15 protein-coding genes and 2 tRNA genes are annotated in these 21,580 nt (G+C 39.1%); 7 read left to right on the top strand and 10 right to left on the bottom strand.

The window, feature by feature from the left end:
- Nucleotides 1–2: 2 nt before the first annotated feature.
- From rnhA to aroQ, 4 genes are all read right to left on the bottom strand, one after another.
- Nucleotides 3–467, bottom strand: coding sequence for a ribonuclease HI (gene rnhA, locus ADHAQ_RS0110210; protein ID WP_026462847.1), 465 nt, complete (start codon nt 465–467; stop codon nt 3–5).
- Nucleotides 468–539: 72 nt separating this feature from the next.
- The gene (locus ADHAQ_RS0110205) at nt 540–1,106 is read right to left on the bottom strand and encodes a MarC family protein (protein ID WP_026462846.1); all 567 of its coding nucleotides are present in this window, start codon (nt 1,104–1,106) and stop codon (nt 540–542) included.
- Between the two features lie 42 nt (nt 1,107–1,148).
- Nucleotides 1,149–2,210 (bottom strand): aminotransferase class V-fold PLP-dependent enzyme, encoded by a 1,062-nt coding sequence (locus ADHAQ_RS0110200; protein ID WP_026462845.1) that lies wholly within the window; start codon nt 2,208–2,210, stop codon nt 1,149–1,151.
- A 70-nt stretch (nt 2,211–2,280) separates the two neighbouring features.
- Nucleotides 2,281–2,736, bottom strand: a complete 456-nt coding sequence (gene aroQ / locus ADHAQ_RS0110195) for a type II 3-dehydroquinate dehydratase (protein ID WP_026462844.1) — start codon at nt 2,734–2,736, stop codon at nt 2,281–2,283.
- Nucleotides 2,737–2,870: 134 nt separating this feature from the next.
- Here aroQ and xerD point away from each other — a divergent pair, with 134 nt between their 5' ends.
- Complete coding sequence (gene xerD / locus ADHAQ_RS0110190; RefSeq protein WP_026462843.1) at nt 2,871–3,770, top strand: site-specific tyrosine recombinase XerD; 900 nt, start codon at nt 2,871–2,873, stop codon at nt 3,768–3,770.
- Between the two features lie 55 nt (nt 3,771–3,825).
- On the opposite strand, the gene ADHAQ_RS0110185 is transcribed toward xerD, so the two are convergent.
- Nucleotides 3,826–4,551 (bottom strand): hypothetical protein, encoded by a 726-nt coding sequence (locus ADHAQ_RS0110185; RefSeq protein WP_026462842.1) that lies wholly within the window; start codon nt 4,549–4,551, stop codon nt 3,826–3,828.
- Nucleotides 4,552–5,177: 626 nt separating this feature from the next.
- Between ADHAQ_RS0110185 and ADHAQ_RS0110180 the strand changes: the two genes are divergently transcribed.
- The 5 genes from ADHAQ_RS0110180 to ADHAQ_RS27225 all read left to right on the top strand — a co-directional run bounded on the left by ADHAQ_RS0110180 (nt 5,178) and on the right by ADHAQ_RS27225 (nt 11,723).
- A complete protein-coding gene (locus tag ADHAQ_RS0110180) occupies nt 5,178–6,572 on the top strand; it encodes an undecaprenyl-phosphate glucose phosphotransferase (protein WP_026462032.1) in 1,395 nt (464 codons plus the stop codon).
- 654 nt (nt 6,573–7,226) lie between these two features.
- Nucleotides 7,227–8,750, top strand: a complete 1,524-nt coding sequence (locus ADHAQ_RS0110175) for an immunoglobulin domain-containing protein (protein ID WP_034256728.1) — start codon at nt 7,227–7,229, stop codon at nt 8,748–8,750.
- Nucleotides 8,751–8,879: 129 nt separating this feature from the next.
- A complete protein-coding gene (locus tag ADHAQ_RS0110170; protein WP_157433391.1) occupies nt 8,880–9,599 on the top strand; it encodes a hypothetical protein in 720 nt (239 codons plus the stop codon).
- Nucleotides 9,596–10,495, top strand: a complete 900-nt coding sequence (locus tag ADHAQ_RS0110165; RefSeq protein ID WP_026462839.1) for a hypothetical protein — start codon at nt 9,596–9,598, stop codon at nt 10,493–10,495. The genes ADHAQ_RS0110170 and ADHAQ_RS0110165 overlap by 4 nt, the downstream gene beginning before the upstream one ends.
- 49 nt (nt 10,496–10,544) lie before the next feature.
- Nucleotides 10,545–11,723 (top strand): phosphodiester glycosidase family protein, encoded by a 1,179-nt coding sequence (locus ADHAQ_RS27225; RefSeq protein ID WP_051359835.1) that lies wholly within the window; start codon nt 10,545–10,547, stop codon nt 11,721–11,723.
- 161 nt (nt 11,724–11,884) lie between these two features.
- Here ADHAQ_RS27225 and ADHAQ_RS0110155 read toward each other — a convergent pair whose 3' ends face one another.
- The 5 genes from ADHAQ_RS0110155 to ADHAQ_RS0110135 form a co-directional block, all read right to left on the bottom strand.
- Complete coding sequence (locus ADHAQ_RS0110155) at nt 11,885–13,558, bottom strand: hypothetical protein (RefSeq protein WP_026462838.1); 1,674 nt, start codon at nt 13,556–13,558, stop codon at nt 11,885–11,887.
- Nucleotides 13,559–13,625: 67 nt separating this feature from the next.
- Nucleotides 13,626–15,173 (bottom strand): AarF/UbiB family protein, encoded by a 1,548-nt coding sequence (locus tag ADHAQ_RS0110150; protein ID WP_026462837.1) that lies wholly within the window; start codon nt 15,171–15,173, stop codon nt 13,626–13,628.
- A gap of 671 nt (nt 15,174–15,844) precedes the next feature.
- Nucleotides 15,845–15,916 (bottom strand) — tRNA-Glu (locus tag ADHAQ_RS0110145).
- 518 nt (nt 15,917–16,434) lie between these two features.
- Nucleotides 16,435–20,118, bottom strand: a complete 3,684-nt coding sequence (gene purL / locus ADHAQ_RS0110140) for a phosphoribosylformylglycinamidine synthase (RefSeq protein WP_026462836.1) — start codon at nt 20,116–20,118, stop codon at nt 16,435–16,437.
- A 163-nt stretch (nt 20,119–20,281) separates the two neighbouring features.
- Nucleotides 20,282–20,353, bottom strand: a tRNA-Glu gene (locus ADHAQ_RS0110135).
- A 201-nt stretch (nt 20,354–20,554) separates the two neighbouring features.
- Between ADHAQ_RS0110135 and gap the strand changes: the two genes are divergently transcribed.
- On the top strand, nt 20,555–21,550 hold the full coding sequence (gene gap / locus ADHAQ_RS0110130; RefSeq protein ID WP_026462835.1) for a type I glyceraldehyde-3-phosphate dehydrogenase: 996 nt from the start codon (nt 20,555–20,557) through the stop codon (nt 21,548–21,550).
- Nucleotides 21,551–21,580: the final 30 nt, after the last annotated feature.

Raw genomic sequence — 21,580 nt, 5'->3', positions numbered from 1 at the left:
TCTTAAGGTTTTAAATTGGCACTAGCTTCGTATCCGTGGTCGATAAGTAGGTTGGGCGAAAGGGCACTCTGAACCGCTAAAACATCGCACCTTTCGTTTTCCGGGTGTCCGGCATGGCCCTTAATCCAAACAAATTTTACCTGGTGCTTGGGGTAAATGCGTAAAAAACGCATCCAAAGATCAGCATTGGCTTTCCCGGCAAAACCTTTTTTCTGCCAGCCATATACCCATTTTTTCTCCACCGCATCTACCACGTACTTGGAATCAGAAAATATGGTAACAGGAATATTACTGGTTTTAATAGCCTCTAGTCCTACAATTACCGCCAGCAATTCCATACGGTTGTTGGTTGTAAGACGGTAGCCGGCAGTTAATTCTTTAATGTGTTGTTTATAACGTAATATGGTGCCGTATCCACCAGGACCAGGATTCCCCCGCGAAGCACCATCCGTAAATATTTCAATCATTTTTAATAATCAGTAATCAATACCCTTTAAATAACGGGGTAAAATGTGTCTGTAGCTTTTTAGAAGCTTTAGCTAAATATTAATATTTGCTTTAAAGAGTTTAATGGCAATGGCTAATAGTATTACACCAAATACTTTACGCAGGATTTCGGTACCGGCAGTGCCAAGCTTACGTTCTAACCAACCCGAAGATTTTAAGACAACATACACAAAGATTAGGTTTAGGATAATGCCAGCCAAGATGTTGGGTAACGAATAAGCTGCCCGTAAGGAAAGAAGGGTCGTCATGGTGCCGGCTCCCACTAATAATGGGAACGCCAACGGTACAATTGAACCCGATTTAATTTCCGGGTTGGCATGGAATATATGGATGCCTAAAACCATTTCCATTCCCATTAAAAAAATAATAAGTGCACCAGCTAGCGCAAACGATTGGAAATCGAGACCAAATAATTTTAAAATTTCCTGTCCCAGGAATAGAAAAACAATCATTAGAATACCCGCAACCAAAGTTGCCTTCTCCGATTCAATAACACCTTCCCGCCGACGCATATCAATAATAATGGGTAAGGAGCCCATTATATCAATTACGGCAAACAAAATAAGTGTAACAGATAATGTTTGTTTAAAGTCCAGCATAGTACATTTTACGGGTTAAATGCCTTAGGAGTGGCAGTCTTTTTAACTGTAAAAAGATAGGAAAAAGCTTTTTAAAATGTCAAACTCATCCTCAGTATGTTGCGGAAAGTTAGCAATTCGAAAAGAAGTTTTAGCCCAGGTCCCGTAACCATTGCCCAGCATAATATTATTCCGCAAGGCATTCCTTTTAATCTCATCTATTACTTTCTCTGAAGCCGTTAATGCCACCACGGTACCTGAACGTACATCCGGATTAGTAATTAGAAGGGTAAAATTGGTAAAGGGTTCAAAAAAATTATATAAGTCCTGTGCTCGTTTAACCAGAGTTTGGTCAATAATTTTAATGGCGGCCCGATTTTCCAATACTTTATGCAATAAATATAAATTTAATACATTGGGCGTATTGGTTGTCTGGTAGTTGAGCATCCGTTCATACAACGTAACCAGGCTGTTGTAGTGCCCTTTTTCTTTGATTTCTTTAGCCCTAAAAATAGTGCGCGGCGAGCAAACCATAATGCCTAAACCAGCTGGCAGCCCAAAGCATTTTTGCACCGAAGCAAACCAAATATCCGCTTTTATGTATTTCAGGGCTACTCCGGCCATAGAGGAAGTGGCATCTACGGCAATAAGTTTGTCGCGGTAGCGGTTGAACAGGTTAAGAATGGTAGTTTCCTTTATTTGTGTACCATTTGAAGTCTCATTCTGGGTAATACAAATAAGTTCGGTATCATCAGAAAGATCTAAACTGGAAACTGGTAGTTCTTCATTTATATCAAACTTCTGCCCCTCTACTTTTGGCTTAATTTTTTTTGCATATTCCATCCATTTTTCGCCGAAAGCCCCATTATATAAATGATAGCTTTTTTGCAGCGTCAGGCTTTGGGCAATAATTTCCCAGCATTCTGTCGCCGACGAGACAAAATATATGTAATAATCTTGCGGAATATTAAGTTGCTTGCGCAATAAGGTAACGAGGCTTTTGCTTAGCTGCACAAAGCGATCACTCCGGTGGGGGATGCTCAGAATTCCCTCATCATAGGCCATGGTAAGGTAGTCTCTAACTTCCGGATATACTTTTGCAGGACCAGGATAAAATGTGAGCATCAGTTATATATACTTGTTTTTAAGTGTTGTTCTAGAAATATTCTAAAAGAGGTATTTTGGCAAAAAAATGTTACGAGGTTTTTACCTCAAAGCCAACTTTATTCGGCTTTAAACTTATAAAATATTGCAGCGCCAACCGGTAACTTTCTAAACCAAAGCCACAAATACTTCCCAGACAACGGGGGGCAATCATACTTTTATGGCGGAAAGCTTCGCGGGCATAAACATTAGAAATATGTACTTCCACTACCGGAGTGGTAATAGCACCAATGGCATCGGCCAGGGCAATGGAAGTATGGGTATAAGCACCTGCATTCAAAATAATGCCTTTATAGGTAAACCCGACTTCATGAATTTTATCGATCAATAATCCTTCGGTATTAGATTGAAAGTATTCCAGTTCCAGATCAGGGTAAGTAGCTTTTAATTCTTCAAAATAATGTTCAAAAGATCGGTTGCCGTACACAGTCTTTTCGCGGACGCCAAGGAGATTCAGATTAGGACCATTAATAATTAGTAACTTCATGGTGGAGGTCTGGGTTAGTTCCATAAAATTTATGCAGGCGCAAAGGTACATAATAGCTATCTTTGAACTATTATTTTTACTATAAATCTTCGGGCTTTGGTTAAATGGGCCCTTTACCAGATTAAAGACTACCCATGGCCTGGACCCAACTCATAAAGCAATTTGAAGCTTATTTGCAACTGGAAAAATCACTTTCGGGTAATTCTGTAGAGGCTTATAGGCGTGATATCAAGAAGTTAGTGCAATTTCTGGATCTTAAAGGTTATCAAGTAAACCCACTTACAATTGACCCATTATATATCCAGGAATTTTTGGGCTGGGTAAATGAATTGGGCATGACAGCTCATTCCCAGGCCCGGACCCTTTCAGGCATTAGGGCTTTTTATAAATTCCTGATTATGGAGGATTTAATTTCGGCAGACCCAACCGAAAATATAGAAGGTCCCAAGCTAGACCGGAAATTACCTGATACGTTAAGTTTTGAGGAGATTGAACAATTATTTGCAGCTATTGATGTCTCTACTCCGGAGGGAACCCGAAATAAGGCTATGCTCGAAACTCTCTACAGTTCCGGATTACGGGTAAGTGAACTGGTAGACCTTAGAATTAGCTATTTATATGAACCATTAGGTTTTATAAAAGTAACCGGAAAAGGAAATAAGGAAAGATTAGTGCCCATCGGGCGGGATGCCTTAAAATATATCCGGATTTACCTGGATTCTATTCGCTGTCATATTAATATTAAAAAAGGGAACGAAGATATATTATTTCTAAATCGACGGGGGGCAAAGTTAACCCGGGTAATGATTTTTACCATTATTAAAAACCTGGCAAAGCAAGTAGGACTCAGGAAGCAAATTAGCCCCCATACCTTCAGGCATTCTTTTGCTACTCACTTAATAGAAGGAGGTGCTGATTTAAGAGCCGTTCAGGAAATGCTTGGTCATGAATCTATTACGACTACCGAAATCTATACGCATCTGGATCGGGACTATTTAAAGCAGATTATAAAGGATTTTCATCCCAGAAGTTAATTTTCCTTCTTTCCACTCTAACGTTTTCACCTGTTAATAAACAATAAAAGAAAAACTACGATAAGATGGGCACTGTTGTAGAAAGTAGTAAACCCTGAATGTTTTGGGTTAATTGCTTCATTCGGTAAATCCGTTCTGTCTTGGTGTCCTCTTGTTGATCTAAAGGGCACGTAAAATCTTTAGCCTGATAGTTAATCTGACACCCCAACCTATGAGCTAAACCAAAGGTAAGAGGTCGCCAACCCCAGCCAATATCTTCTTTCACCTGAGTTAAATAGGGAACTAAATTTTTGTTCAGGATAAAGGGGCCATAAGTGTAATCAATCTTTTGTTTTAGTATCTCGGCACAGCATTCATTTATAGCGGTTTCTGTTTTTTGTTGAAAGTCAGGAAAACTTGTAAAGCCTGTTGTAGTTCTGGAAGCTAAAACAATTCCCAGCTTTTCATGACTTGGTGAATCAGAAATAAAATTGGATAGAAATTCCTTGAAAAAACTCAACTTATCAGGTTCTGAATATAAAATAAATTGGCTTTTCGTATTTTGAGCTGCTTGCAAGCTTTTCTTTGCCTGGGCCCAAAGCCCTTTTTCATCTGGCTTAAGTAAGGTAAAATGAGGGAGGCTTTTGATGAATTGTAGAAATTCCGTACTTGAGCCACCATCCGTAATAAAAACTTGAAAAGATAATTTTGCCAATTCTGTTAAGGCCTCCCGCAATAGTTTTTCTTCTGATTCATTTCTTGCCCAGGAAATAGTAGCAATAACAATATCTGATCTCTCCATCTCTAAATGCTTGTTTTGATTTAGAGGAGTATTACGGAATATTTAAAGGAATATTCAAGAGATCAAGGCCTTTTCTTCTTTATACTTAATATAAAATGCAGGTCTTATTAGGTTTAAAATCTAAGCTTAAAATCGTCTTTTTAAGGTTTTGGGTAACCTATAATTAAAGATTTTAGGCTATTAATTAGACTTCAAAACTTTTCCTTCCAAATTCAAATTGTGTAAATTTATAATTTTATTTAAAAGTTTAATTATTCGTATACCTGGCTAATTAATTCATAAAATTGATTAGCATTTTTTTGATATAGAAAAGTTAAAACAGGATGGATAAAAGAAACAAATACCGGTAAAATACTGGCTAAGAGTAATTGTTTGAAACTCTAAATTAAAAAATTAATAATATAAACATAACGTTATTTTAACCTATTTATTATAATTTAAAGGTAGCTTGTTATGTAAATATATAATAAATTCAATGGTAGTGATGATTTGTTGAATATATTATATGATAATATCAAGGATTTGTTAATTTTTGCAACAAAAGTTTGGCATCTGCTTATAAAGCATTAACTTAGTGTACAAATAGATCAGGTAATAAGGAGTGAGTTTATATTTTCAATAAGGGTATGGCAAACAAATACAGAACGTTGTTTAAGTGGATCAATGTCTTGACGGATTATTTTCTCTTAAACTTTTGCCTTTTTATCGCTTTACTGGTTAATGATCTGTATCCGGCTTCAGGCGATTTGCCGGAGTACTACAAGGTGAACTTTTTGCTTTTAAACCTGTTTTGGGCCTACTGCAGCAAAATAGTTGGTCAATACAACAATGTCATCTACCGGGATGCGGGTCCTACTATGCTGGATACGCTGTACGTATTGTTGCTGTATTTCTGTGCGGCTTTTGGCTTAGGAATGCTTTTTCCGCGTTTCAGCTTTCCGTTTGAATTTACTTTGCATTCAGTTGCCCTGCTGTCTTTTTTGATTATGTTCTGGAAGTTCAACTTCCTGGTGATCCGCCGCTCCAAGCGCCGCTTCTGGATGGACTTTACCAAAGTAGTTATTGTGGGAGCTGGTCCGGTAGGCATGAAAATGGCTGACTATATTTCTTCTAATCCACAGCTGGGATATAAGGTAGAAGGTTTCTTTGATAATAATGCAGCTCCGGCCAAGGACGGCTACAGCATCCTGGGCAAAGTAGAAGAATGTATGGCATATGTAAGTGCTGCCGGTATCCGGGAAATGTACTGCGCGTTGCCTAATAAAGATCTGAAGACCATTAAGTCGCTCATGCAGCTGGCCGATAAGCACATGGTGCGGTTTAGGATGCTGCCGGACATGAACGAGTTGCTGGCACAGAATATTCTTTCCAGTGCGGATTATCGTCTGCCGGTTCTTTCCCCGCGGGTAGAGCCGCTGGAGAACAAGGCAAACGAGCTGCTGAAGCGAATTTTTGATATTTCTTTTTCCCTGCTGATTTTAGTGTTTGTGCTGAGCTGGGTTATTCCGCTGGTGGGGTTGATCATCAAGCTGGATTCCAAAGGACCGGTTTTCTTCAAGCAGTTGCGATCCGGTAAAAACAACCAGCCCTTCTATTGCTTTAAGTTCAGGAGTATGGCTGTTAATGCAGATTCCGATAACAAGCAGGCTACGAAAGGGGATATGCGGGTAACGAAAGTAGGGGCCTTTCTGCGCAAGAGCAGCATTGATGAGCTGCCGCAGTTTATCAACGTGTTACTGGGAGATATGTCAGTAGTGGGACCTCGTCCGCACATGCTTAAGCATACAGAAGATTATTCCGGGGAAATAGAGAACTACATGGTGCGTCACTTCCTTACACCCGGTATAACGGGTTGGGCGCAGGTAAACGGCTACCGGGGCGAAACAAAAGAAACAGAAAGTATGGCCAAGCGGGTAGAGGCAGATATCTGGTATCTGGAGAACTGGTCGTTGCTGCTCGACATCAAGATTGTGTTTTTGACGGTGTGGCAGGCGATCCGGGGCAGTGAGAACGCCTACTAAGGAAAGCACTACAAATAAAGCTACTAAAGGAGCTAACAGAACAAATTCACCAGCAGTCAGCGAAAGCGTTAAAGCTGCTAAAGTGAAAAGGTTCCGTTAGCTCTTCTGCTTTTCTACCGCTCCTGTTTACTGCCTCTTTTGGCTGCTTATCTAATTATTCATCCTGTCACTCCGCATTTTGCCAAAACCTTTATAAATATGGTTATTGTATAGCACTTATATTTAAAGGAGAAATAAATATTACTGGTTTCCCTTTAAGCACTATTTTTAAAGTTAGCCCTTAGTCTAATTTCTAATCGTCCTACCATAAATTAGCTAACATTTTCTTTTCAAAAATAGCTTAAGTATTGGTAACGCAGCCATAGTAGTATAAGGCTGGCTTCTGATAGGATAGGTTTCTATAGCTAAATTAAACTCTCATCAAACTTTAGTTAATGCAAAATAAAAATAGCTATTTGATTTATATAGGAATATTATAAACTGTATGATAGGTGGAATGTCATTTAAATGATTTATAAATTATTGGTTACTTTAAATAAGTAAGGAAGTATGAAAAGAGATAGCATTTTAAGAAGTCCTTTACTTTAATAATTAGAAAGATTATTCTTAATTTTATGGGAATGAATAAAAGAAACATTAAAAATACGGTAAGGGATGTTTAAGTTTAGACTCCTTTTGTTTTTTCTTCTTTTCAGCTTTACATCTTTTGGACAAGTAAGGTCAGGATGGCAAGAATGGTTAAAAGTTTATGAGGATACCGATCTTAAGGTGGAGGTTCAATTTTACTATCCCCGAAGTAAATGTATTCCTAATGCAAGACCTTTTCAGTTTCATACAAAAGTAACTGGGAAATATAAACCAATACCCACATTTTTAAACTGGACGTTTGACTATAAAGACTGCAATGGGGTATTGAGGTATCAGACAAGTTCTATTGAAATTGGGAAAAATGGTGGAGGAGAATCAGATGGTGTACCCGTAGAAAATTTAGATTATAACTTTAATGCTTCTAGTTTGGAGGTAAAATTTTATAATGTAGTTGTTTCTGAAAATTATATTAAAGAATCTGGTATAAAAGAACAATTAAAGGCACCTGCCGAAATAACTGGCAACACAGAAATTGTAGCAGGAACCCTTTCACTTTTACAAGTGGTAGGAGGGCCTTTAGCAAAAGGAGCAAAATGGGTTTGGTATGAAAAAGCCTGTGGTGGTACTAATATAGGAAACGGAAATACCATTAGTGTTAATCCTTCAGAAACTACCACTTATTTTGTACGTGCAGAAAGAATATCGGAAGTAACAGAATGTGCACAGGTTACGGTAGTGGTAAAGCAGTTGAATATTGTTGCAGCCATTCCAGCACCTGCACCTGCTGCTACCAGACGTAGATTTGGATTTCCTGCTAACTATTTTCAAAATTCCTTTCCAACAACAACAACAGGAAAAGTACGGCATTTAGGCGTTGGCGTAGGATTGGAAGGATTACAATACGCGGAATTTGGAAGATATAACGTTTCTGCTGAAAGCGACAATAACTTCACCAGTTATAGCGCTACTAATATAGATATGCAGGGAGTGGGTGTGAAAGGGGAGCTTGTTTTTCATCCTTATATTAAAGAAAAGGTAAGTGTAGGTTTCACATCCTCCTTCTCAACCGGGATTTCTCCTTTAAGTCTTTCGGGCGGGGATAAAACTTTAGGAGATAATTCTTCCTTTCAAGAGAAGTATTCCTATTCCAAATTATACTTGGGTAGTGAAGTTGCGGTAGGTGGTGAAATGTTTAAAGGCCTTATTAAAGTTGGACAAAGTACTTTTGCCAATAACTATAACATAACTTTTACTAATAATGCTACTCCTTCTCCAACCTATATTTATGATAAACGAACTTCCCGCGAAAAAATAAGTGCAGGTATTAGAATTGATAGTTATAACGGGAATAGCAGAATAAGACGGGGGAACAACCTGGATGTAACATATAACCTTACCAGGCATCAGGTAGATGGTGAAAAGCATTGGGTAGGAGGATTCGGCTTAGTTTATTGGCTTCATAATATCTGCAAATTAGAATTTGATATTACGTCTCCACCACCTCCAAGTATTTTTAGTGCTGACCCGAACAAGTACAAAAATATTAACTACCAGGTATCATTAATTTATAATAAAAATTGGTTTAGGTAAAAACAAATAGTTTGATAGGGTAGCGTTTAGCCTGTTTTATATTCTTAAATGAAAATTATTAATAAGTTAGGGAAAGTTCTTCTACTCTTCTTAATTCCCTTTATTGCTTTAGTTAGTATAATTTTTGTTTTGGCTCTTCGAAGTGATTTTTCCGGAGAGGTGCCGGAGGAGGAAGTTTGTCTGCCATTGCCTGGTTTTAATTTTAATGATCTGGAAGGCATCAGCAGCCGGAATTTATATGAAAGGTTTCCTTACCAGCAATACTTAGACTCCGCAAATTATTGTGATATTCTAGCCATTCAGCAGGATTTGGCTAAGCTGGATTCCTTGTTTCCGGAAAATAAAATTATTAAGCCAGAAGGCTTCTCTGTAAATCAGGAGATTATTGTAAATGCCTTAACTACTAAATTAGAGGAAAGAATGGGCACATCCGTTAAGCCTGATCTTGATTCACTTATAAGGCAAATGCAATGGGCCGAAAAATTTAATGCCTATTCTCAATTCACCTCCACTAATTTACCTTTTTACCAAAGCATATATGGTTTCTGGATGAACCATATTACCAATGCTTTAGATAGTTACGGGGAAATAAATAGATCTATTACCTATAATTTTAAATTTAAATATTTGCTTACCCGGTGTCAGGAAAAAGGATATTATGTTACTGTTAAAGAAACTAAAATTGAAAAGATTATATTCTATATAAACGGCGAGGAGTGGCTGTACTTATTTAATAAATTTTGGTATAGTACAGGACCAAGTTTTAAAGTCTCGATGGTGCTTCTGGCCTTATTATTTGTCTTACCTTATTTTATTCTAGTTAGAATTTATTTCATAAAAAACTTATGAAGAACATTTTTAGATTTTTAGGCCTCTTTTTACTTTTTACGTCTTTTACTTTTTTAGATAAACACGCTACTTCCGGTTCCGGATATGATGCCTCATTAGTAAACATTTCTAAAGTACAGTTTAAAAACGAAACCTACTTCTGCATTTATATGAAGCGGGAATCTGAAAAAATAAAAGCTAAATACTTTGCTGCATCGGATAATGCCGGGAATACACCCTACCAGCGCTATAAAAAATGGTCGAACAACAAAAATATGATTGTGGTGTCTAGCGGAACCTATATGACCAGAACCAGTAATGGACTTTACAGGCCAGAAGGTTTAACTATTGATAATGGAGTTGTTGTTAATCCGCGTTTGTCTAACAAATTTGACGGCTTGGTAATTGTTTATAATACGGGCGGAATTGTGGTGTCTAACCTGGACGAAGGAAACTTAACATTAATGGGAGGTGGAATTTCAAGTGGTAAAAAATTAAACTTAAGAAAGTCAGCTCCGGATAACATTACTTTTACAGAATGGTCTAAAAAACAAAATGCTACTGTTTTTCAGACACACTTGTTGGCCCACCAAAATAAGTTAACCATTGATGAACAAACCTCATCTAAGGAAAAGTACAAACGCAGGTTTTTAGCGGTAGGGGAAGATGAAGATGGAAACAAAGTTCATGTAATAGTGCAATATCCGGTTCATACAACCTTGTATGATGGCGCAAAAAAAGTGTTGGCTTTCTTGAATGGCTTTAAATATATGAAAGTTGCTTTCATGGTTAACTTGGATACTGGCGGGCAGGATGTGCTGGAGTTATTTAAACATGATGGTTCCCAATACAAAGAAATCAAAGGAGAGAAAGAGTTGATCAAAGCTGTGAATTTGTTGGCTTATTACTATGAGTAAAAAAGTTAATAATCATATGCCCTCTTTTATAATATTTTTGAAATAAACCATGAAAGCTAAGCCTAATTGGGTAATAGTAGGTTCTTTATTTTGTTTTTCTACATTACTGCTGGGAGCTATGGAAATCTCCTCACCAAATGAGACAGAGTTAAATTTAGACCAGTCCAATTTTTACGAACAAGAAACAAGTGATGAATTTGAGTCTATATTAAACACTTATCAGGAGTTACAAAAAAGGAGCGAAGTAATTGACCAGGAAATTCTGGCTATTAATGCAGATATTTGGCCTCTTACAACCTTATTAAGAGACGAACAACCTGTTGGAAAATTAAAAAGAGAAATAAAAGGAAGCAAGAGAAGCAACTTGATTCATACTGTCCGGAGTGACCAACGAAAACCTTCTTCATTACCTGTTAAGGCCTTACTGGAGGAGAAACAAAACGAAAAGAAAAGTCTTTTAGAAAATAAAGCCCAGGTAGATTCTTTAACAAGAAACCAACTTACTAAACTTCAGGAATCGGCTCTTCATGCTGAGGGAAGTAAAAGTATTGATTTTAAAGGCAACACCTTTTTGGTTTTTATTGCAGATTTAGAGAAGGATGAAATAAAATTGCACCTGAAACGCCCGGGGGGTAGTAATTTTTATAGTCTGGGAGCAGTCAAAGAATATTTAGAATCAAAAAGCTTAACCCCTTTAATGATTACTAATGCCGGTATGTTTACTCCAACCTATGAGCCGGTAGGGGTTTATATTGAAGAAAAGTCTTTGTTATATCCGCTCGATACAAATCCGGGGCGTCGGGATGCTAATTTTTATTTGAAACCCAACGGGGTTTTTGTGCTGGATGGTAAAAATAAGCCACTTATTTTAGATACAGAAGCTTACCGAACAGCTCTTAGAAATAAAACCCTTCAGCCAAAATTAGCCACCCAATCCGGGCCCATGTTGATTAAGGGGGGAGTTATGCATAATGCTTTTTTAGAAGGTTCGAAGAGTTTATATATTAGAAGTGGTGTTGGAATTCTTTCTGAAAAGAAGGTGATGTTTGTAATAACCAAACAACCAATCAACTTTTATGATTTTGCATTATTTTTCAAAGAAATATTCAATTGTAAAAACGCTTTATTCTTAGATGGTGCTATCTCCAAAATGTATTTATGGGATAAAAGCCCGGATGAATTAGGGGGGGAGTTCGGCCCAATTATTTCAGTTTCCAGAAAAATGTAGGTTATAATAGATCTACTGGTAAAAGACCAACCTCATATGAGGTTGGTCTTTTTATTTTACATGTTTTATAAAATCTTTTTAACTATCTACTTGCTTCTGACTACTCCTGAAAAGGTAGCTGATTTTCAACTAAACATTCTGACACATAGTTCAGGAGATGATTAACGTAAAGGTGTTAAATTGTCTGTTTCCGTGTCTTCCTCTTCATCCGTGTCTTCATCTTTATTACCGGATTGTCCTCCACCTCCATTACCTGTTTCCAGCGTAGTAAAGCTGACCTGGTTACCATAGAAAGTGGTACCGGCACTGGTAGTGGCGTAAGCTCTGATATAGTAAGTGGTGCTGCTGGCCAGGCCGGAAAGCGAGCTGGTAAATTCGCCGCTGCCGCTGCCATCAGAGGTTCTGCTGTCGGCAATGGTAGGTTGCGGAGAGGTGCTGTAAACAACTCCTTTTGCCGTTATAGAACCTGAGCCAGTGGTTGTAAGGGTGCCACCGGTTTGAGCAGAAGTAGGCGTAATGGCAGTAGCTTGTTTTGTCGTTAAAGTTACTTCCAGATGCGAATCAGTTGTGAAAACAATTTCGTTGCCATAAAGAGTAATGCCAGTGATGGAAGTAGCATAGGCTCGAACATGATAAGTGGTGCGCGGCTCCAGGTCACTAATAGTTCTGGTAAAAGAGCCACTAGCGTTACCATTGGTAATTTTATTGTTGAATATAGTAGGTGTTCCTTCCTTATTCCAAACAAGGCCTGCCTCCGCAATAGTGCCACTAGTTAAAGTAACCGTACCTCCTGACACAGCAGACGTAGCCGTAATGTTAGTGGCATTAGCTGTTGTAATAGTGGCAAGAAATAAAGGAGGAGTGGTAAAGGAGACCTCCGAACCGTAAAAAGTTTGCCCATTATCTAGGGTGGCAAATGCTCTTACATAGTAAGTAGTGTTTGGGATCAGATTTTCGATTATACTTACAAATGAGCCTAGTCCGGTACCACTGGTAACTCTATTGTTGTTAAGGGTCGGATTTGTTGTAGTACCCCAAACAATGCCCCGACTTGCTACCCTTTCCGTGCCTACTCCTGATATCGTTCCCCCAGTAGTAGCTGATGTTGGTGTAAGATTGGTGGCTAGAGCAGTGTTAACAGTTAAATTTACAGGAGGTAAAGTTTTAAAAGAAACTTGATTTCCATAAGCAGTGCCGGTATTGGTGGTGGCATAAGCCCTCACGTAATAGGTAGTATTAGGAATCAGATCAGTTAAGATGCTTGTAAATGCATCAGCCGATGTTCCGTCATTTGTCTTAAATTCTGCTATTGTTGGATTAGGAGAAGTACTCCAGGCAACCCCCTTGGCTATGATAGTTTCGTTGTTTCGCCTCGTAATTACGCCTCCGGAATTAGCCGTGGTTTCTGTTATGTTAGTGACCTGCTCTGTAGCGATTGTGAGCGGCTGTTCTTTAGCAGTGGTAAATAAAAGTTCATTACCATAGGTAGGCGTACCTGCATTGTCCAAAAAATAAGCCCGGACATAATACCTGGTGTCGGGAGTTAATCCTGTAAGTACACTCCTAAAGGAGCCGTTTTCACTCCCTTCAGTAGTTTTAAGATCCGAGATTGTTGGATTGGGACTAGTTGAGTAACATACCCCTTTCTGAGTTATTATGAAGCTACCTAAAACAGTTAAGGTTACGGGCACCTTGGCGGCAGTTGGTTCTATATCTATTATTGCCTCCGTCATGATAGTAGCAGTACCAGGCTGTTCTTTTTCCTGGCACGAATAAGCTAATAAAATGCCTAACAGTAAAAAAACTAATAAACTGATAGGTAGTGATCTGCGCATAACTCGATAAGCTTCAAAAATAAATCAGAAAGGGATAAATAAGGGAATAAAAGTTTGGTTTACATCCTTATTGTACAACCCGAAATACGCCGGTGCCAATATGTCGCTCATTTACCCAAGCTTCAAAGATGTATTTTCCAGGAGGATAATTGGCCGGATAGCCTTTTAATTTAAGGTTTCTGGTATCTGAATCTACACTTACCCGGGTATAATAGGTGTACTTAGAATTAGGTGCCTTCCAAACATTATTATTGTTATCTATAATTTTGCATTGAACGGTTATTTCTCCACTACTCATCAAAGGTAAAACTTCTAAAACAGGGACAAGATTACGTAACTCCCCTGATTTAAAAGTATTAGGAGAAATATTGGTTGTTTTACTGTTTTCAAATTTAATTTCCTTAATCAGCAAAGGCTGAATCTCAATAACTTCATCTAAAGTTTCTTCATTTACATTTGTGGCAAGTACAGCTGGGGTTTCCTGTTCAGCAGCAGGAGTTGGAGAACTTTCCCCGCCATTGGACGTGACCCTACCCGCAAAAAAGAATACAATGCCAACCACCAGTGAAGCAGCAATGGCATAACCCGGAAATTTAGCTTTCTTTTTGGTATTGCGAAGTTGATTTGCCTCTTTTTGAAGTAAACGATTCTGATCTTTCAACCTTTCCACATCGGCTTCCAGGTTAGAGCTAACGGCTCTTCCATTTACAACTTGAGCTCCACATGATTCACACACCCGGTTATAGAACGTTCTTAATCGGAGATAAGAATTTTCTTCTAAGTACTCATTCAGGATTTCCAATAAAGAATCAACCTTCCCGGATAATCCATGCAGGTCTTTATATACTTGGGAAGCCTCAAGTTTAGTAAAGTCATTATCCTGAAAAAGCATGGTAGAGGAACCCTTCAGTTGATATTTATCCCATAGGCCTGGTTCCTCGGCAATAGCCACAATGGAAAGGTAAATGATTAATTCAGAAAAATGGTCGGCTTTTAAATTGGTTTTACTAAAAAGAAACCGGGAACGATGTTGGTAGCCCTTTGAACCTGTTACCAGTTCTTTCAAACCTTCCATTTCCGGAACACAAACGGCATCATAATCTATTAGTTTTAATTTGCCGGTTCGGTCAACCATGATATTTCCTGCTTCCAAATCACCATGCGAAATCTGATGCTTCTTTAAGTCCTGGCACATGATTCTAAAATCTTCAGCCAATTTGTCTAAAGCAGACTTATTATTGAGATTTTGTTCAATGAAATCTTTTAATAAAAGGCCATCTACCCATTCTATCCAGGAAATATCAACTAATTCATCTTTTACCAATAAAGCTTTTTCCTCAAAATTAAAATCTAAAAAATAGTTAATATTTTGTTTCTTAAGGTAATTAGCGATAGCCTGATATCTTTTGGTGTTATCTCCCGAACCAAGATGCCATACCCTGAAAGCCCACTTTTTAGCGTCTTTTGTAAGTTCAAAAACCATGTTATGATTTCCCCAGATAGCTTCCGGGCTGCCATTTTTATTGAAGCGAACGCTAGATCCTTTAAGGCTAGGAGTCTGAAGAGAAAGATCTAAATTCTTTACAGCAGTGATAATATCTTGTCTTTCTGGCATTTTAGTAAGAATAATAATTTGGGCTTATGGTTAAAGGCTTTTATTTTATAGAATTAGAAGAAGTGCAAATAAAATGTGTATGTATACCTTCAAAAGAAGGCAGAGCTATTTATGTAGCAGGGTACATAGTAGTTTAATAGATCTGCTTCTGATTATTAATGCTTTTTGTTGAGAGTAAGTTGGTAAATTTAATAATACAGGATACATATATTTTGGAGTTAATAAACTCCAGTTTATAAAGCTAATATAAGTATAAATTAAGTACTTATCCTTTAGGCTTTTAAATTAGGAAATTTAATCAAATTAAAATTATAAAGTAAATTTAATAAAATTAAAATTAAAATATTCCTTTTATGGAAGTTCTTTATTAGTCTGTAAAATATAAGGGCCTTTAATTAGCTTTATGAATTTCAATTGAGGTAAAGATGCCTAATTAAGAGGTAGAATAATAAACTGTTACCTGACCATTTTAAGTAAGGAAGTTAAAATAATGGAGTTAGGGAAGTGTTTATGTCAAAGAAGCAGCAAGAATATTTGTAGTAACTTCTAGATTAAACTATCAGTTAAGTTAGGAAAAAGTTAGACAAATATTAGATATAGGTAAAGGAGGAGGTAGTTAATTCTACTAAAATAAAAGAGGAAAGCAAATTTGCTTTCCTCTTTTATTTTAGTAGCCCGTAGGGGAATCGAACCCCTGTTACCAGAATGAAAATCTGGTGTCCTAACCCCTAGACGAACGGGCCGTCTTGAATTGTGCTGCAAAAGTAGGTAATAGTTTTAAAATTCAAAAATGTTTTGGTTATATTTTTATAAATAAATAACAAGAGCTTTACTTTCAGGAGTATATGTATCCATAATTATGAAAAATATTAATAATTTGTCGGTGGCGGAATTATAAATGATGAGGATTAAGAAATTATTTTACTAGAGAATTCAACATTTTACTATGTGATGAGCCTATTTGGCTTTAGGTCCAGTTCTTTTTATGCCTGTTGTAATAAAAAGATATGATGGAAGAGGAAAATAGGTGCTCAAGGCAAAAATTCTATTTAAGAAAGAATATTATAAAATAATTTAAAAGTTGTTATCAAGTTAATTGAAGATAATTAGACACTGCCATTAGGAAAAGGGTAAAGAACAGACACCTTATAAACTTTAATAAACTAAAGCGCCCTTCCAAAATTAAGTTTGGAAGGGCGCTTTAGTTTATTAAAAAAGTAAGTTTATCTACCGTACTCTACGTCTTTCGGACTTTTATTGATTATTTCCCGTTCGCCTCCAGCCATTTTCTGGCATTCACGAAAGCTTCCATCCAAGGAGATACTTCATCTTGGCGGCCTTTCGGATAATGCGCCCACTGCCACTGAAGGAGCGAGCGTTCAATGTGCGGCATCATTACCAAATGACGGCCGGTTTCGTCACAGAGCATGGCGGTGTTGTAGTCGGAGCCATTTGGGCAGGCAGGATACGTTTCGTATGCATACTTCGAAACAATCTGATACTTATCTTCTACAAGTGGTAAGCTGAAACGACCTTCGCCATGCGATACCCAAACACCCAGCGTGCTTCCGGCCAAGCTGGAAAGCATCACTGATTTGTTTTCCTTGATGGTCAACGAAGTGAAGATGCTTTCGTGCTTCTGGCTCACGTTATGGTGCATTCTAGGCTTCTTGTCGTGGTCCAGGTGGATAAGGCCTAACTCCACAAACAGTTGGCAGCCGTTGCAGATACCAACCGATAAAGTGTCTTCGCGTTTGAAGAAGTTCTCCAGTGCTGTTTTGGCTTTTTCGTTGTACATAAAGGCACCAGCCCATCCTTTGGCGGAGCCCAAAACATCGGAGTTAGAGAAGCCACCCACCGCGCCAATGAACTGAATATCTTCCAGCGTTTCTCTGCCGGAGATCAGGTCCGTCATGTGCACGTCTTTCACGTCGAAGCCGGCCAAGTACATAGCATTGGCCATTTCACGTTCAGAGTTACTTCCTTTTTCGCGGATAATAGCTGCTTTTATTTTTGGCTTGGAAGAATCAATTACTGGTTTTTTGCCGTCGAACCCTTCCGGGAACTTGTAGAGCAGTTCGTGCTTCTTGTAATTCTCGAAACGCTCTTTGGCGCTTTCCGGGCCGCTTTGCTTGATGTCCAGCAGGTAAGAGGTTTTAAACCAGGTATCCCGTAACTGAGCAATATCGAAGCTGTAGGAATCCTCGCCGTTTTTTAACTCCAGGGTGGCAGAAGAAGTGCTGGTGCCTACTTTGTAGAACGAAACTCCATTCGCTTGTAAAGTTGCTTCTACGTCAGCCGATGCCTGGAATACCACACCTATGTTTTCAGCGAAAAGTACTTTCACACTGTCTGCTTCTTCCAGTGAAGTTAAATCAATGGTAGCGCCCAAGTTATTATCAGCAAAACACATTTCCAGCAAGGTCGTGATCAAACCGCCACTACCAATATCATGACCTGCTTCTATTTTGCCTTCTTTGATCAAGCCTTGTAAGGTATTGAAAGTATTCTTGAATTGCTGTGCGTCAGTGATATCAGGTGTTTCGTTACCTATTTTGTTTACTACCTGCGCAAAAGACGAACCGCCTAATTTGTAGGTATCGTTTGAAAGGTTGATGTAATAAATGTTACCGCCATCGCGCTGCAATACTGGCTCTACAACCTGGCGTACGTTGCTGCAGTTTCCTCCAGCAGAAATAATAACCGTACCAGGCGCAATAACGTCCTCTTCTTTATACTTCTGCTTCATGGATAGCGAGTCTTTGCCGGTCGGAATGTTGATGCCCAAGGCAATCGCAAACTCGGAACAAGCTTCCACGGCTTTGTACAAACGGGCGTCTTCGCCTTCGTTCTTACATGCCCACATCCAGTTGGCAGAAAGCGAAACACTTTGCAGGCCATCTTTTAACGGAGCCCATACAATGTTCGACAAGGACTCACCAATAGCATTACGGCTACCGGCTGCCGGATCAATCAGAGCCGAAATAGGGGCGTGTCCAACGGAGGTAGCAATACCTTCTATGCCCTGGAAATCTAAAGCCATTACACCGCAGTTATTCAGTGGTAACTGCAGCGGACCAGCACATTGTTGTTTTGCCACACGGCCACCCACGCAACGGTCTACTTTGTTTGTAAGCCAGTCTTTGCAGGCTACGGCTTCCAATTGCAATACCTGCTCCAGGTAAGTAGGCAATTGGTTTTTATCATAAGTAACGGGCTGATAGGTTCTGTTAACTGTCTTATCATTCATTACTACTTTAGGGGAGCTTCCAAACATGTCGCTTAGGGCCAGGTCCATTGGTTTCTGGCCGGTGGAAGCTGACTCAAAAGTAAAACGGTGGTCGCCGGTCACATCGCCCACCGTGTACATTGGAGAACGTTCCCTGTCCGCTATCTTTTGCAGGGTGGCAACATCTTGTTCACCTATCACCAGACCCATACGCTCCTGCGACTCGTTACCGATAATTTCTTTGGCAGATAGGGTAGGGTCGCCTACTGGTAATTTATCTAAGTCTATTTTACCGCCTGTTTCTTCTACTAATTCAGAGAGGCAGTTTAAGTGGCCGCCGGCACCATGATCGTGGATAGAAACAATGGCGTTATGCTCACTCTCTACCATGCCACGAATAGCGTTGGCAGCACGTTTCTGCATCTCGGGGTTAGAGCGCTGGATGGCATTTAATTCAATGCCAGTGCCGTGTTCGCCGGTGTCAGCAGAGGATACGGCTGCCCCGCCCATACCAATGCGGTAGTTTTCACCACCGAGGATCACAATTTTATCGCCGGTTTTAGGATGTTGTTTCTGCGCCTGGCTGGCTTTGCCGTAGCCTACGCCACCGGCCAGCATAATAACTTTATCATAACCTAGTTTTCTTGGGACTTCCAACGCATCTGCTTTTTCGTCGTGTTCAAAAGTTAAAACAGATCCTGTAATAAGTGGCTGCCCAAATTTATTCCCGAAGTCTGTAGCACCATTAGAAGCTTTTATCAGGATATCCATCGGCGTCTGGTACAGCCATTTTCTTTCCTGCGTTGCTTTTTCCCATGGGCGGTCCTGCTCGAGGCGCGACAAAGCCGTCATGTAAACAGCTGTTCCGGCAAGCGGAAGTGCTCCCTGACCACCGGCCAGTCTGTCACGAATCTCCCCTCCGGCTCCGGTAGCGGCACCATTGAATGGTTCTACTGTAGTTGGGAAATTGTGCGTTTCTGCTTTTATAGAAATAACTGATTCGAATTCACTTACCTGGTAAAAATCAGGGATATCGGCACGTTTTGGCGCAAACTGTTGCACCACTGGCCCTTTCACAAAAGCCACATTATCTTTGTAAGCCGAAACTATATCGTTCGGATTGGCCTCTGATGTTTTGCGAATTAATTTAAATAGTGAAGTTGGCTTTTCTTCGCCATCAATCACAAACTTACCATTAAAGATTTTGTGGCGGCAGTGCTCTGAGTTCACTTGTGAAAATCCGAACACTTCAGAATCAGTAAGCGGTCTGCCAACTCTTTCGGAAAGATTATTTAAATAATCAACTTCTTCCTCGCTAAGCGATAGCCCTTCCTGTTTATTGTAGGCAGCAATATCGGTAACCGGCAGCACAGGCTCCGGTTTTATGTGTATATCATAGATATCCTGATCCAAACCATTATACTTTTGGGAAAGCATTGGGTCAAAATCTTTGAAATCTTCGGTTACTATTTTAAATTCTTCAATTCGGATAATTCCCTGGATGCCCATATTTTGGGTTATTTCCACGGCATTGGTACTCCAGGGCGTAATCATAGCAGCCCGTGGACCAATAAAAAAACCACTTAGAGTTTTTCCCTGCTCTAATATGGCGTTCCCGAAAAGCCATTCAAGTTTTGAAATGTCTGTGGCACTCAGTTCACCTTCGCTTTGTAAGGCGTAAACTGTATCAGGCTGACTAGAAAAGAAGTGAAGCATGCTTATTTTTTTTCAAGCCACAAAGGTAGGGTTTAAAAATTAAATATTGAATAAGTAGACTATAGGTATCTAAAAGGATTATTTAGAAAAACTGGAGGTTTGGTGTAAAGTGGGGTGTCTGGGAAATAAAAAAGCCGCCCTTTATAAGAAGAGCGGCTTTTAGTAGCCCGTAGGGGAATCGAACCCCTGTTACCAGAATGAAAATCTGGTGTCCTAACCCCTAGACGAACGGGCCGTTTTGTTTATCTGACGTCCTTGTTTCGTTTTGATGGTGCAAATATAGAGGGTGTTTTTTTCTCTGCAAAACATTTTTTCAAAAAAACTTGTAAAACAATGCAAGTATCTCAAAAAGAGATACAAAAATTTTTATTTGTTTTGAATATACTAGAATGATAACTTCGCCCCAAATTTATTAACCCATTAAACATTTGTAAAAATGGCAAAAATTAAAGTTGCAATAAACGGATTTGGTCGTATTGGTAGACTAACCTTCCGGGCACTCCTTGAAAAAGAAAATGTAGAAGTGGTAGGTATTAATGACCTAACCGATAATAATACATTAGCACACTTATTAAAGTATGATTCGGTTCACGGTAGATTCAATGGTACTGTATCAGCAGATGAGCAAAGCTTAACTGTAAATGGACAGCGTATTGAGGTTTTTGCTGAGCGTGATCCTAAAAACCTTCCTTGGGGTAAATTAGGAGTAGATGTAGTATTAGAATCTACTGGTCGGTTTGTTGACGAAAAAGGTGCCGGCGGACACTTAGAAGCTGGTGCAAAAAAGGTAGTTATCTCCGCTCCGGCAAAAGGTAACATCCCAACGGTAGTATTAGGTGTAAACCAGAATATATTAACTGGTTCTGAAACCATTCTTTCTAACGCATCTTGTACTACTAACTGCTTAGCCCCAATGGCTAAAGTGTTAGACGATGCTTTCGGTTTAGAGAAAGGTTATATCACTACTGTTCACGCGTATACTTCTGATCAGAACTTACACGATGGCCCTCACTCTGATTTAAGAAGAGCCCGTGCTGCTGCTTTAAACATTGTACCTACTTCTACTGGTGCTGCTAAAGCGGTTGGTTTAGTATTGCCTCACCTGAACGGTAAATTAGATGGTATTGCTATGCGTGTTCCGGTTCCAACTGGTTCATTAACTGACTTAACTGCTGTTTTAAAGAAACCAGCTACTAAAGCTGAAATCAATGCTGCTTTTAAAGCTGCTGCTGAAGGTGAATTCAAAGGTATTCTGGAATACACGGAAGATCCGATTGTTTCTATCGATATCGTTGGTAATACCCACTCTTGTATTTTTGACTCTGCTTTAACTTCAGTAAGCGATACTTTAGTTAAAGTTGTTGGCTGGTACGACAACGAGTCTGGTTATTCTAACCGTGCGGCTGATTTAATTTCTTTAATCGCTGGTTAATATCCATTCTGGTACAAAACAAAACAGCCC

The sequence above is a fragment of the Adhaeribacter aquaticus DSM 16391 genome (assembly GCF_000473365.1).
In the GTDB taxonomy this organism is placed as follows: domain Bacteria; phylum Bacteroidota; class Bacteroidia; order Cytophagales; family Hymenobacteraceae; genus Adhaeribacter; species Adhaeribacter aquaticus.
Note: the sequence above shows the minus strand (reverse complement) of the source record. Positions and strands in the feature narration are given on the sequence as shown.